Below are 14,690 nucleotides of genomic sequence, written 5' to 3'. Positions count from 1 at the left end.
CTTTTTTTATTGTTAAGATAGCAATGTGTTAAACAGATTTTAATTGAATGATAAGTAAACGTTTTCCTGTTACTGCATATCCCGATAAACCATTTTCAGCTTGTAATAGATGCCCTTGTGGTAACACTACGTTGCTATTACCTTTGCGAAAAACAACGTCGTGTTCATGAGAATATACAAAACATAAATCTTCACTAGGCAATGGGTAGTGCTGAGCAGCAATTAGACTCGCGGTGCTCACTTGATATTTCCCTGTAGCAGTCATCAAATTTAAGTCTTTTATCGTACCTGCTTTAAGCTTACCTACGGTTGTTGAACCGCCATCGAATGTAGCCACAGATAACAATTCATCTAGCACATCAGTTTGTTCATTATCATGAGTCAAGCTGATACCCTTACCTTCAATTAAAAACAAGTCACGGCGCAAGCCTGAAAAGTTTGAAAACACACCATCTTCACTTACCGTTGCAATACTAATGCGCCATTGAAAATCAGTTAATGTACCTCCAGGGTTAATGGCAAGTTCTACGGTTTCTCCTTTACCATTCTTCCACGGGGTAACTTGATAGCTATCTGGCGATAATATTTTGTACATTTTCAAACCTTCTTTTAAATTTGCATGCGCACGCTAGCATAATGTCATTAAAATGTCATAGGTGAATAAAATTGACGTGACAAGGAATCATTATTTCGTCAAGATGTAGCTATCGTGCTGCCGAGTACAATACATAAAAAAATAGATTTACGGCGCAACGAGCCTTTCAAACTAATACAAATGGATTATCAATAGCTAATAGCTAACTATCATGGAGTGGATATTCGTGAAGGCGTTCTCGTTCTAAATTAATAAATAAAAGGTGAGATATGACCAATCGACCATCAGTGGTGCGTAAAGTACTATTATCGGTATCAAGTATCATTTCCGTTATTGCCATTATTGTTGCAATAACCGTGACCAGCGAACGCGCTGCCAATGTTGAATCGTCAGTGTTAAAAGACATTCGCATTTCAACTCAACAAGCATCTAATGGTATTCATGAATTCTTTAGAGAGCGCTCTCGTGTTGTCACCGCGCTACAAGGTAACACCTTCGTTAATGATTGGTTTGAAGGTTATACTGAACGAGGGAGTGAAATAGATTCAGATCCAGCATACCAGCAAATGGTTCAATTATTTAAAAATGAATCTAAACACGACCCACTTATAAAATCAGTTTTTTATGCACCAAAAGCCACGCATGAATATTTCGACATCAATGGCAGATACAATGATGAAAATTACTTTACCAGCAAGCGCCCTTGGTGGTTTGAAGCGCTAAAGCGTGACCGATTATTCATTACAAAACCTGAAATAGACGCCAATGACGGCTCGATTGTTACCTCGATAAAAACCACAGTTTATAACGAAAGTAAGCAATTACTAGGTGTCATGGGTATCGACATTTTGGCATCAGAAATTCGTAGTCGCTTAATTGATACCATGAAGTTCCAAGGTTTAGGGTATGGCTTTTTATTTACTTCTGACGGTCAAATAATTTCTTTCCCAGATAAACAAAACCGCATCGATATGAGCACACTACCGAAATTGAACGTGGTTGATAACGAAATTGCTGGCGCAGATGGTTTTAGTGAATTAATGAAGATAGCTGAAAACCAGAAAGAAACGCTTACCCATGTCACTTGGCAAGATGAAGACTACTTAGTATTTGTTACCAATATTGAGGATGATTCGATGGAACTAGACTGGCGTGTTGGTTTTATGGTCCCACAACATGTTATTGATGACCCTGTTAATAGCGCAATATGGGGCTCAGCGACTATTGTTATTTTAATCATTTTGATCACAGCTGGCGTAACGGTTTTTGCCATTCAAAAACTGTTAACTAATCCATTAAGCAAGATCGTTGTCGCTATGGATGATATTGCTACAGGTGATGGCGATTTAACGCAACGTATCCATATGGACCGAAATGACGAACTTGGTCAGTTAAGTGATTCGTTTAACCAGTTTGTTGAAAACATCCAAAGCATTATCAAACAAGCCAATACCACAACGGAAAAGGTCTTGTGTGAATCAAATGATGTAAGTGCCCTCGTTTCCGATTTTGCTAGCAATGTTACTGAGCAAAAAGGATATATTGAACAAATTGCTACGGCAGCTACAGAAATGACCCAAACTATTCATGGCATTTCAGATAACGCACAAACCGCACTAGAGTATGCAACTCAAGCAACCAATGAGTCTGCCGAAGGCCAGCAGTTAGCAGACAATGCAACGCGACTTATGTCTGACTTAACCAGTGACGTATCAACCGCTTCAGATGTCGTCGAAGAGCTACACAAAAACTCACAATCAATTACCTCAATGCTAGAGGTGATTAAAGGCATTGCAGAACAAACTAACTTGCTAGCGTTGAACGCTGCTATCGAAGCGGCCCGTGCTGGCGAGCAAGGTCGTGGCTTTGCAGTAGTAGCTGATGAAGTAAGAACACTGGCTAGCCGCACTCAAGATTCTACTGAAGAAATCGAAGACATTATTGCCAAGCTTCATACTTCCGCTTCAAAAGCAGTTGAGGCAATGAATGTCGGCCGTGATAGAACTCAGCAAGGCACCGATATCATCAATCGAGTGAACGAAAAGCTTACTCAAATTAACCAAGCTATTTCGTTAATTGAAGAGCAGTCAAACGAAACTGCCTCAACCACTCGTGAGCAAGCCTCTGCTTCTGATGAAATTACACGTCAAACTGTTGCGGTTAATGAACTGGCCGATACAACCGTTGCTCAAACGGGTGAAATGGCGGCGAAAAGTGATGAGCAGCGGACAATTACTGAAGACCTAAATAAAACTATTTCTCAGTTTAGCGTCTAACTAAATTATTATTTCCACCAATAAGGAGCCTTATGGCTCCTTTTTAATTTTTAGCTATAAATCAATTAGTTTGACTGCGTGAACGTCCCCTGTTTTACTATAGGCAGCTCAATTAAAAGGAATTTAAAATGACCCGCATATTTTGCATTCTATTGCTAATCGCTTCTCCTTCCCTTTACGCTGAAAACTTAATTCAAAACGCTAAATCCTGCTTTCGCGGAGCTTTCGAGAGCCATGAAAAATGGGCGAATTTTCTTGCTGAGAAAAAACCAAAATTTAATAAAGAAAAGTTTTCCACATTCACTCGCGAAAAATATAACAAATTTAAGCAAAAGCAAGAGTGTATTGATTTTACTTACCAAGTAGATGGATTAACCATATCGGGTTACTACATAAAACCAAAGCAAACTGCTGACGAAAAGCTACCGATTGTCATTTATAACCGAGGTGGTAATCCTAAACACCCCATGATATTTGGTAGCAAAATGCTAAAATTATCGCCTGTCGCCAGCAATAAATACATTGTGCTTGCCAGCCAATATCGTGGTGCTAGCCGTTGGCTAAAAAACAATGGCAAGGATGAATTTGGCGGTGCCGATATTAATGACGTAGTGAAATTAGTTGAGCTGGCTAAGGAAATACCTAATGCTGATACATCTCGTATTGCTTTGTTCGGCTGGAGCCGAGGTGTCATGCAATCTTATTTAGCAGCCAAACAGCTACCAGAAGTCAAAGCAATAATCGCTGGTGCGGGGAATTCGGATACCTCAAAAGCTTTAAAATGGCGACCAGAAATGGAAAAGATATACTCCTGGCTTGTCCCTAACTTTAAAGAAAATCGCGAAGAAGAATTGAGAAAACGTTCAGTAATTCGTTGGTTAGGCGACTTACCCAAAGCCCCTATTCTATTGCTTCATGGTGATAATGATAAGCGTGTAAATGTTGAACAATCTAAGCAGCTAGCTAAAAAATTGGAAGAAGCCAAACACCCTAATAAGTTAGTCATCTATAAAGGCGGCACACACAGTTTAAGAAAATTTCAAAATGAATATTTAACTGAAGTTCACCAGTGGCTTGAAAAATATTTATAATTACTTAAACCACACCTTGCCACCAATCATCTTAAAAGCAGGTGTACCACGCACTAAAGTGTCACGAGCAAATATTTGCTGACAGTTTGGGCACGTACAAAGTGCTTCTGTGAAGTCCTTTGTAATACGTTCTTTGAAGCACTTTACCAAAGCGCCCTTACCACCTTTTTTATATTGAAAAAGCTGGCTATTGCATTTGCTGCAATAAATATCAACCGACTTTTCAGGTAGCTTTTTACGTGGTTTTGCCATTATTTTAGTTAATCCTTTCGATATGCTCAGGGAGATAATACTCGAAAATAAAAAGGTGTGAGTACAAACATAGATTAGGCACGTCATTAACCAAAGTAATAAGGCTTATATACAAAAAAGCGCGCTATATGTAAGTATATGTGCGCACTTTCTACAAAGTAGATTTTATCTATAGCAAAGATAAGACGAGTTAAGAATTAGTCATCTAAATTTGGCGCCAACCATTTTTCCGCGGTATCTAAATCCCAGCCCTTTCTGTCAGCATAGTTTTGCACTTGATCGTGGTCAATCTTAGCGACGGCAAAGTATTTAGCGTCAGGGTGTGCAAAGTACCAGCCACTTACCGCGGCGCCAGGCCACATCGCGTAACTCGACGTTAGTTGCATATCAATGTTGTTCTCAACATCTAACAGCTGCCATAAACTGCCTTTTTCAGTGTGCTCAGGACAAGCAGGGTAACCAGGCGCAGGGCGAATACCTTGATAAGACTCTCTAATTAACGCTTCATTATCAAAGTTTTCATCTGATGCATAACCCCAGTATTCTTTACGGATCATTTCATGTAAATATTCTGCACTTGCTTCAGCGAGACGATCTGCCACTGCTTTCATTAAGATACTATTATAAGTGTCATGCTCAGCGTCAAATTTTGCTACCAACTCGTCGCAACCGAAACCGGCTGATACTGCAAATGCGCCCATATAATCGTCAACGCCATCTTGTTCGGTAGCGATATAATCCGCTAAGCAACGGTTGTATTGCGTTTTCCCTTGGTTAACCTGTGTCTTCTTACCTTGCTGTCGCAAATGATGGGTAGTCATTAACAATTGCGACTTAGCTTGGTCGGCATATAAATGCACATCATCACCGTCACGCAGCGCAGGGAATAAGCCCACTACCGCTTTGGCTTTAAGTTTTTGGTTGTTTATCACATCATCAAGCATGGCATTGGCATCGTTAAACAGCTTAGTTGCCTCTTCGCCAATCAGTTCATGTTGCAATATTTTCGGGTACTTACCCGATAGCTGCCAAGTCATGAAAAATGGGGTCCAATCGATATAGTTTCGCACCACGTTTAGATCAAGTTCATCAAGAACGGTTACCCCCAGCTTTTTAGGTTCAACCGGCGTGTAATTATCAAAATTAATTGGCGCTGCATTTGCTTGTGCTTCGGTTAGCGACACTAAGGTAGAACGAGGTCCTTTATTATTATGGCGATCACGCACTTTGACATATTCAGCTTTTTGCTTGGCAACGAAGTCAGGTCGCAGCTCATCCGAAAGTAATGCACTCACAACTGATACCGAACGTGAAGCGTTAGGTACATAAACTACAGGGTGCTCATATTGTGGCTCTATTTTGACCGCGGTATGGGCTTTTGATGTCGTTGCACCGCCAATAAGTAATGGCAATTCAAAACCTTGTCGCGTCATTTCTTTAGCCACATGTACCATTTCATCAAGTGACGGAGTGATTAGGCCTGACAAGCCAATCACATCAACATTCTCTTCTTTGGCGACACGTAAAATTTCTTCGCAAGAAACCATTACGCCTAAGTCGATAATTTCATAGTTATTACACTGTAAAACTACGCCTACAATGTTTTTACCGATATCGTGAACGTCACCTTTTACCGTAGCGAGCAATATCTTACCGTTTGATGTAGCTTCAGTTTTTTCTTCTTCAATATAGGGTTGCAAATGAGCTACTGCTTGCTTCATCACTCGCGCAGATTTAACCACTTGCGGCAGGAACATTTCACCAGCGCCAAATAAGTCGCCAACGACATTCATACCATCCATCAATGGTCCTTCAATCACATTCAAAGGACGTGATGCAGCAAGGCGAGCTTCTTCGGTATCTTCAACAATAAATTCATTAATACCTTTAACCAAAGCATGCTCTAATCGCTTATTTACCGGCAATTCTCGCCATGCCAAATCAGCTTTATTACCACTGCCACCGGCTTGTCCACGATATGCTTCAGCAATTTCCAATAAACGCTCTGTTGCACCTTCATCACTATTAAGTACTACGTCTTCTACGGCTTTTTTCAGCGTTTCAGGTAAATCCGAGTAAATAGCCAATTGCCCGGCATTAACAATCCCCATGTCCATGCCATTTTTAATCGCGTGATACAGGAATACTGCATGAATAGCTTCACGAACGGGATTGTTACCACGGAACGAGAAAGAGACATTCGACACACCGCCAGACACCATAGCGTAAGGCAGGTTCTCTTTAATATCTTTTACCGCTTCGATAAAGTCGACGCCGTAATTGTTGTGCTCATCAATACCCGTTGCAACGGCGAAAATATTTGGATCAAAAATTATGTCTTCAGGTGGGAACCCTATTTCATCGACCAGAATGTTGTATGCACGCTGACATATTTCGAACTTACGCTCTCGAGTATCTGCTTGACCAACTTCGTCAAAGGCCATCACTATAACCGCAGCGCCATAGCGTCTGATCAGTTCAGCTTGTTGACGAAATGATTCTTCGCCTTCTTTCATGCTAATTGAGTTAACTACCCCTTTACCCTGTATACATTTCAAGCCTGCTTCCAAAATATCCCATTTGGAAGAATCAAGCATGATGGGTACTTTGGCGATATCAGGTTCACCAGCGATAAGATTCAAAAAGCGCACCATGGCAGCTTTTGAGTCGAGCATACCTTCATCCATATTGATGTCGATAATTTGCGCGCCATTTTCAACTTGCTGTAAGGCAACGGCAATTGCTTGATCGTAGTTCTCTTCGGTAATTAAACGGCGGAATATTGCAGAGCCAGTGACATTGGTACGTTCACCGACGTTAACAAATAATGTTTCTTTATTAATAGTTAACGGTTCTAAGCCAGATAAACGACAAGCAATATCACGTGCTTTAACTTCACGCGGTGTAACGCTAGCCACAGTTTCTGCCATACCACGTATATGATCCGGCGTTGTACCACAACAACCACCAATAATGTTTAAAAACCCAGACTCGGCCCACTCTTTAACATGATCATTCATATCTTCAACAGTGAAATCATACTCACCAAAAGCATTTGGTAGACCCGCGTTTGGGTGTGCCGATACTGCTGCGTCTGAAATACGACTTAACTCTTCTACGTATTGGCGCAGCTCTACCGGACCTAACGCACAGTTCAGGCCAAATGAAATCGGCTTTGCATGACGCAATGAGTTGTAAAAAGCTTCTGTAGTTTGACCAGATAACGTTCGGCCAGAGGCATCAGTAATCGTCCCAGAAATCATCACTGGTAATTTTAATTTTCGCTCTGCGAACACGGTTTCCACCGCAAAAATTGCCGCTTTTGCATTTAACGTATCGAAAATGGTTTCAATTAATATAATATCTGAACCACCATCAATTAACGCTTGTGTTGACTCTTTATATGCCTCAACTAACTCATCAAATGTCACATTACGAAATGCTGGGTCATTGACATCTGGTGAAATTGAACATGTACGGTTTGTTGGCCCAAGTACACCTGCAACAAAACGCTGCTTGTCCGGGTTTTGCTGATTAAATTCATCCGCTACTTCACGTGCCAGCTGCGCTGCAACTAAATTAATTTCGGCGCTTAGGCTTTCCATATCATAGTCAGCCATCGCGATAGTTGTGGCGTTAAAAGTGTTGGTTTCAAGAATATCAGCGCCCGCCGCCAAATATTGGCGGTGAATATCTTTTATCACGTCAGGTTGAGTGAGTACGAGCAGGTCATTGTTACCTTTTACGTCACAATGCCAATCAGAGAAACGATCACCACGATAGTCTTGCTCTTCAAACTTATGCTGTTGGATCATAGTGCCCATCGCACCATCTAATATAAGAATGCGTTTTGATAAAGCTTGCTGTAATTGCTTGAACGATGCTGACTGCTGCACGTTACTCTCCTGTGATCGATGTCTGAATATGCTCAGCATCTAATTGATAAGGGGTGATTTGGTATACATAGTAGTTGATCCAATTATTAAACAACAAACTACCATGACTGCGCCATTTGCTCATTGGCGCGTTATTTGGATTATCTTCTCGGTAATAATTAACTGGGACAGCAGGCGAAATCTTGGCTGCAACATCGCGGCAATATTCTTCATCTAAAGTTGTTGGATCATATTCAGGATGCCCTGTAACAAACACTTGTCGTTTATCTTCACTAGCCACTAAATATACGCCCGCTTCAGGTGATTGTGCTAAAACGTTTAAGTCAGCGATTGACTGATAATCGTTTGCGGTAACTTCACCATAACGTGAATGCGGTACCCAAAATTCATCATCAAAACCACGTGTAAGTTTCTCGTGCGGCTCAACGACATCATGACGATAAACACCTGATAACTTACTGCTTCTAATTTGGCGATTTAATCCGTAATGATGGTATAAAGCCGCATGTGCAGCCCAACATAAAAACATAGTCGATACGACATTGCTCTGCGCCCACTCGAATACTTCTTGAATTTTGTTCCAGTAACTAACGTCTTCGTAATCCTTTAAACCAAGCGGTGCACCCGTAATAATCATACCGTCGTATTGCTTGTCTTTAATATCATCAAATAGCCGATAAAAAGCATCCAAATGTGACGTTGGAGTATTTTTTGAAGGATTGGCATGAATACGTACTAAATCAATATTAATCTGCAAAGGCGTATTCGATAACATGCGAAGAATTTGAACTTCTGTCTCTATCTTGTTTGGCATTAAATTCAAGATAGCCACTTCCATTGGACGAATATCCTGATTAGCTGCGCGATGTTCAGACATCACGAAGATATTTTCATTATCTAAAATCGATAAGGCAGGTAGCTGATCAGGTATTTTAATCGGCATAAAAAATCCAAGGGTAACAATAGCGAACATTCAATTCACTAAATGTGCCTTGGATTTCTAGATATGTCAACATCTAAACGTTTAGACGTCTAAAATAATTTACCGAAATATATAAAAACCTATTTCGGAATAGTATTTAGTTCCGCAATCACGACCGGTATAGTCAGCGCTTGATTTTTACGATACAAACCAATGTTAATTGTTGTTCCTGGTGGTGTTTCAGCAACGATATCTAATGCTTGAGGCACGTCGGTAATAGCAATATCATCAATTTGATATACTAAATCTCCTATTTTAAGGCCAGCTTTAAATGCCGGACTATTTGGCGTAACTGCGGTAATAATGAAACCCTTATTATTAGCGGGCAACTGCCTTGTATCCACACCTAACCAACCACGAATCACTCGACCTTGCTCAATAATTTTCTGCATAATTTTGTTGGCAAGTTTATAAGGCACAGCGAAGAAAATACCTTGCACATTGAGTTGAGGGTTACGTTGTGTAAATTTTCGCGAATTTATTCCTACCAACTCGCCATTTGTATTTACTAGAGCCCCCCCAGAATTACCTTCATTTATCGCAGCATCCATTTGTAAGAACTGCAGATAACTCGTACTACTTAAACCGTTCCGTCCTATTGCACTAATAATCCCCTGAGTAACTGTTTGACCTAAATTAAGCGGGTTACCAATGGCGAGTACAACGTCGCCAGAAAGCGAATCTAAATCTTCGCGTTGTGGAATAACAGGCAGATTAGTCGCCTCAACTTTAAGTACAGCTAAGTCAGTAAAAATATCAAAACCAATAAGTACTGCGTCATAACGCTGACCGTTTTGTAGCCAAACCGAGACTAGATCCGCATTTTGCACAACATGGTAATTTGTTAAGATATAACCATTGGCGTCCATAATTACGCCAGAGCCTAAGCGGGTATTATTTCTCGCAGTTCGAGCATAACTTCTTGAGTTATTAATATCGGTTGAATAGATATTAACGACCGCAGGACCTGCTCGGTTAACCGCTTTGGCATAAGATAATGGAGCTTCTTCTGTTGGTTCGCCTTGTACAAAGGTAGAGTTGGCTAACTGGGTGCGAAGCTCGGGAACCAATAAGATAAGAATGACAGCGGCAAGTACGCCGTAGCTTGCCGACTGAACTATATATTTAATAAAATCTAATAATTTCAAGATTAACAGCTAATTAGTTATTGTTATCCTTTAAATGTAACACAAATTGCCATTATTGTAGATTGCAAGTTAAGCCAAATTATTACCGAATTAGTTGATAACTACACTTTGACCGTCACGCAACCTTTCAGCACCTCGAATAGCGACTGTATCGCCATCACCTAATTCACCCACGATTGCTACACGATCGAAGCTTCCTTTTCCTACTGTAACTGGCAGTCTTTTTACAGTGTTATCGGCATTGACTTTAACCACATAAGTACCGTCTTTTCTTAAGATTAACGCGTCACGGTGAACGGTTAATGACGGGTCTGCTTTTTGGACCGGTACAGTAACTTTTACCAACTGGCCTGCTGCCCATTGGCTATTTGCATGATTTGGAATTTCCACTCTTACTTCAAACGTTTGTGAGCGAGGGTCAGCACTCGGGATCACAGCTGTAATCGGCGCGGTAATTTGTTGCTGCTCATTGCTTAAATTAATTTCATTGCCTCGGCGCAAAAATGCTAAGTATTTAATAGGAATATAGACTCTTGCTTCAAGGTGCTCTGTATCTAAAAACTTACTAATCACATCACTTCGGTTGACGTCAGTTCCAGCCAGAATAACCCGCTCTGTTACTACTCCGTCATAAGGCGCATTAACGGTTGCTCGAGCAATTTGATCGTCGATTTGTTTACGCTTTAATTCAGCAATTTCGTTGTCAGCTAATGCTAAATCATACTGAGATTTTGTTTGATCTAGCTGAAATTGCGAAGCCGCATTTGTTTTACGTAGTTTTTGTAAACGCTCAACTTCATTGAACAAATACTTAACATTGATTTGAGCCCGTTTCATTTGAGCAACTTGTTCCGCCTTTCTTAATTCCAGCGGTAACATATCCATTTTTACCAATGGTTCGCCAGCTTTAACAAAACTACCCGGCTCTGCAACCCACTCCACTCTACCACTAATACCAGCGGTCATTGGTACATGCATTTTACTATAAATAGTGCCCATCAAATTCGCCGTTGCCTCTAACGAAACGCTGGTGACTTTATCCACTTTAACTGGGCTAGGAGCGGGCGTATTAGCCAATGCTGCCGAGCTCAAACCCACTCCTAAAAAGAATAACGTTTGTTTTAATAATTTATTCATATCTAGCTCCTAGCTGTTGCTAATTTTAAGTTGTGGGGTTGGGTGTAAAGTTTCAACGTTGTCGCCATCACTGCTGTCTTGTGTGGCTTTAGGTTCACCTAAACGCAGTAGCGCAGGAAAAAGTATTAGCGTGAATATTGCACTTACTGCCATGCCGCCAACAATAACGGTCGCTAAACCGCGGTAAATTTCACTACCAACTCCGGGCATAACCATCAATGGCAACATACCAAATAAGCTGGTAAGGGTACTCATATACACTGGACGAGCTCTCACTCGAACGGCTTGCGCAACAGCACGACGTGTCGATAAACCTTCTTTTTGTGCTTGGCGTGTTTGATCAACAAGCAAAATCGCATTATTCACTACTAGGCCAAGCAAAATGATGAAGCCAATCATTGTTAATAAATCCAATGACTGGAAACTAAACATATTCAATACATTAAGTGCTAATACCCCACCGGCAACAGCAAGCGGCATTACCATTAGGACTAATAAGCTATCCCTGGCTGATTTAAACAATGCAGTCATTAGTAAAAACAGAATAATTAATGCCAATACGAAATTCTGCACCATATCACTAATAGCTGCGGCCATTTTATTCGCATTTCCACTAAGTAAAATTGATGAGTCAGCAGGTAATTCTGCTTTCATTTTTGGCACAACTTTGTCATTTAAAATTATAAGTGCTTCTTCTAATGACATATCTGCAGGCGGCGATATTTGAATACTTATCGTTCGTTTACCATCTACACGACGTAACTGAGTTGGGCCCGCTGTACGAGTAATTGAAGCAAGTTCGCCTATGGTTTGAATACCGGCAAATGGCGAATGAATTGGCAAGGCTGCTAACTCATCTGGCGTATTCCACTGATCACCACGTAAAATCACGTTAACCCTGTCGTTACCATCAAAATATTCATTGATAAATAAGCCACTGGTAAATGCACGAATCGCATTAGCTACATCATGACGAGTTAACCCTGCTTGAGTGATACGCTGATCATCTGGCACTAACTTTAATTCAGGCTCAGATAAGCTTAGTCCTGGAATTGGAAACGCGGTGGTGTTGGCCATTTCTTGATTAATTGCCCCTATCCCTACTTGCGCGACTTTCATCAGGGTTTCTATATCAGGGCCGTTAATATCAATATCGACGGTTCGGCCATTGCCACCACCTGATACATTGATCATAGAACCGCGAAACAAAAATGCTTGTGTATCAGGTAATCCCTTGAAAATTTCAGTGCGAACGATATTCATCAGCTCATCGACACGTGTTGGGTCATCAGCATAAATGAAACCACCGGTATTGGCTGAGCCGTTAGAGTAAAAGTTATAGCTCTTTATTTTAGGCTGTTTTTCGCCCGATAAATAAGGCGCTAACCTCGACTTCACTAAGTCCGCCATTTCATTTTCAACAAAATCTACATTGCCACCTGGTGGCATATTTAAGCTATAGAAAAATCCATCGATTGGTGCACGTGGCATAAAATCAGTTTTAGGTAGTAATAACACAGTAACTAATAATGAACCGCCAATAAGAACGCCAATCCAACTAAAGCGCTTTATCGGACTGTTGGTTAGGCGCATCACTAAATTTGTCAGCTTTTGCCAATAATGATCAAAAGGGTCTATCTCTTTGGCGTTCTTGAGCCAATATTTACTGGCTATTGGTAGTACAGTTATCGCAGACACTAAAGAAGCAATAACCGCTATAGAAAGTGTTAAAGCAAGGTCAGAAAACAACTGACCTTCAATCCCTTTCATAAATAAAATAGGTAAAAATATCGCGACGCTTGTTGCTGTAGAAGCAAATAACGCTCCGGTAACTTGCATAGCGCCACGCATGACCGCCTTATCATCACTATTGCCCTTGCCACCTTTCATACTGCGCATACGGACAATATTTTCCTGCACTATAATTGCAGCATCGAGTACTAAACCTACAGAAAAGGCCAAACCTGCTAGAGATATTACATTGAGACTACGCTCAAATAAGCTTAAAGCAACGAATGACACCATAAGTGAAATTGGAATAGTGGTCGCTATGATAAGCGTATTTTTCAGTCCTCGCAGAAAAAGCCATAAAATGATTAGTGCAAGCAATACTCCTAAGCCTAAGTTGCTCTTCACTAATTTAAGAGCATTTCGAATATGTACTGAAGAATCAAAACTTAAATCAATCGTTAAGCCGGCATCTTTCATTGGGCCAGCATTGAGCTCTTTTATCGCGATGTTAATTTCATCAAGCAATGCGACGGTATTAGCGTCATTTTGACGTGTTAACGTAAAGTAATAGGCAGGTTGACCACTTCGCCAGCTAAAGCCAAATCGATCAACAAGCGTATTTTCAACCGTCGCGACTTCTTTCAAATAGATAGGTCGATTACCACTATAACCTACAATCATTTCCGTTAAGTTTTCAACGCTATATTTACCGGCAAAGCGCACCGTATACTGACGGCGACCAACATCTGCAGTGCCACCAGAGACGTCATTGGCTCGAGCAATCGTTGAGCTAATATCACCAATAGTTAATCCTAGTGAAGCAGCTCTTAACGGATCAAAGGTAATGCGTAATTCTCGCGGACGATGGCTTGCTAAATTAACCTGTGCCAAGCCTGGGATACGAGCGAAACGAGGACGAACAACGTCTTCAATTAATTTTTGATATTTACCTAAATCTTTATTGGGGTTATCAGGCAATGTTTTGATCATTAATGACGCAGTTTGAGGGCCACCTTGACCGCCACCTGCAGATACAACTGGTTCGATAGCATCCAATGGTAAGGGAGGTGCTTGATTCAAATTATTAATAACATCCAACATGGCTTTTTGCATGTCGGCACCAACATCAAACGTCAGCGTGATATTGCCGAAACCGCGCTGAATATTAGTCGTAACTTTAGTCACCCCTTGAGTATTTTTCACCGCATTTTCTAATGGCTCAATAATCACTGACTCCATTTCTTCTGGAGCGGCACTGCGCCAACCAGTAAATATTGAAATTTGAGGCTGCTCAATATCTGGGGTTAACTGAATCGGCAGTTTAAAAACGCTCAACAAACCAAACACCATCACCAAGGCCACGATGACAATTATCGCGGCGGGGTTTTTTAATGCGGTACGGGTTAAATTCATGTTCAGACTCAGGTCATCCTAACTTGGCGGCAAGAGTAGCGGATAGGCATGCAAAAAAGGAGCGAGATCAGATTAACGACCATAAAAATGCGTTAAAACTGAAAATATTTACAACTCGTTACAAAGGTTAACAATTAGAAAATATTAATGGAATTAGCGTTGAGAAACT

Annotated in this window: 9 protein-coding genes; 2 read left to right on the top strand and 7 right to left on the bottom strand. The window is 40.9% G+C overall.

The window, feature by feature from the left end; translation table 11 throughout:
* Nucleotides 1-28: 28 nt before the first annotated feature.
* The gene (locus HII17_RS10285; protein WP_169075281.1) at nucleotides 29-595 is read right to left on the bottom strand and encodes a HutD/Ves family protein; all 567 of its coding nucleotides are present in this window, start codon (nucleotides 593-595) and stop codon (nucleotides 29-31) included.
* A gap of 269 nt (nucleotides 596-864) precedes the next feature.
* Here HII17_RS10285 and HII17_RS10280 point away from each other — a divergent pair, with 269 nt between their 5' ends.
* Together HII17_RS10280 and HII17_RS10275 are read left to right on the top strand one after the other, a co-directional pair.
* Nucleotides 865-2,871 carry a methyl-accepting chemotaxis protein gene (locus HII17_RS10280; protein WP_169075280.1) on the top strand — a complete coding sequence of 669 codons (2,007 nt, stop codon included), beginning with the start codon at nucleotides 865-867 and terminating at the stop codon, nucleotides 2,869-2,871.
* Between the two features lie 128 nt (nucleotides 2,872-2,999).
* Nucleotides 3,000-3,962: an alpha/beta hydrolase family protein gene (locus HII17_RS10275; protein ID WP_169075279.1), complete on the top strand. Its 963-nt coding sequence runs from the start codon at nucleotides 3,000-3,002 to the stop codon at nucleotides 3,960-3,962.
* On the opposite strand, the gene HII17_RS10270 is transcribed toward HII17_RS10275, so the two are convergent.
* From HII17_RS10270 to HII17_RS10245, 6 genes are all read right to left on the bottom strand, one after another.
* On the bottom strand, nucleotides 3,963-4,214 hold the full coding sequence (locus tag HII17_RS10270; RefSeq protein WP_169075278.1) for a hypothetical protein: 252 nt from the start codon (nucleotides 4,212-4,214) through the stop codon (nucleotides 3,963-3,965).
* Nucleotides 4,215-4,411: 197 nt separating this feature from the next.
* A complete protein-coding gene (metH, locus tag HII17_RS10265; protein ID WP_328824520.1) occupies nucleotides 4,412-8,110 on the bottom strand; it encodes a methionine synthase in 3,699 nt (1,232 codons plus the stop codon).
* 1 nt (nucleotide 8,111) lies between these two features.
* Nucleotides 8,112-9,053, bottom strand: coding sequence for a homoserine O-acetyltransferase MetA (gene metA, locus HII17_RS10260; protein ID WP_169075276.1), 942 nt, complete (start codon nucleotides 9,051-9,053; stop codon nucleotides 8,112-8,114).
* A gap of 119 nt (nucleotides 9,054-9,172) precedes the next feature.
* Nucleotides 9,173-10,240, bottom strand: a complete 1,068-nt coding sequence (locus HII17_RS10255; RefSeq protein WP_169075275.1) for a trypsin-like peptidase domain-containing protein — start codon at nucleotides 10,238-10,240, stop codon at nucleotides 9,173-9,175.
* A gap of 90 nt (nucleotides 10,241-10,330) precedes the next feature.
* Nucleotides 10,331-11,377: an efflux RND transporter periplasmic adaptor subunit gene (locus HII17_RS10250; RefSeq protein WP_169075274.1), complete on the bottom strand. Its 1,047-nt coding sequence runs from the start codon at nucleotides 11,375-11,377 to the stop codon at nucleotides 10,331-10,333.
* Nucleotides 11,378-11,386: 9 nt separating this feature from the next.
* Entirely contained in the window at nucleotides 11,387-14,521 is a 3,135-nt protein-coding gene (locus HII17_RS10245) for an efflux RND transporter permease subunit (protein WP_169075273.1), read from the bottom strand.
* Between the last annotated feature and the right edge of the window lie 169 nt (nucleotides 14,522-14,690).

The organism is Thalassotalea algicola (assembly GCF_012932965.1).
GTDB lineage: Bacteria > Pseudomonadota > Gammaproteobacteria > Enterobacterales > Alteromonadaceae > Thalassotalea_F > Thalassotalea_F algicola.
The sequence above is the reverse complement of the archived record's forward strand: the minus strand, read 5'-3'. Positions and strand labels throughout refer to the sequence as shown.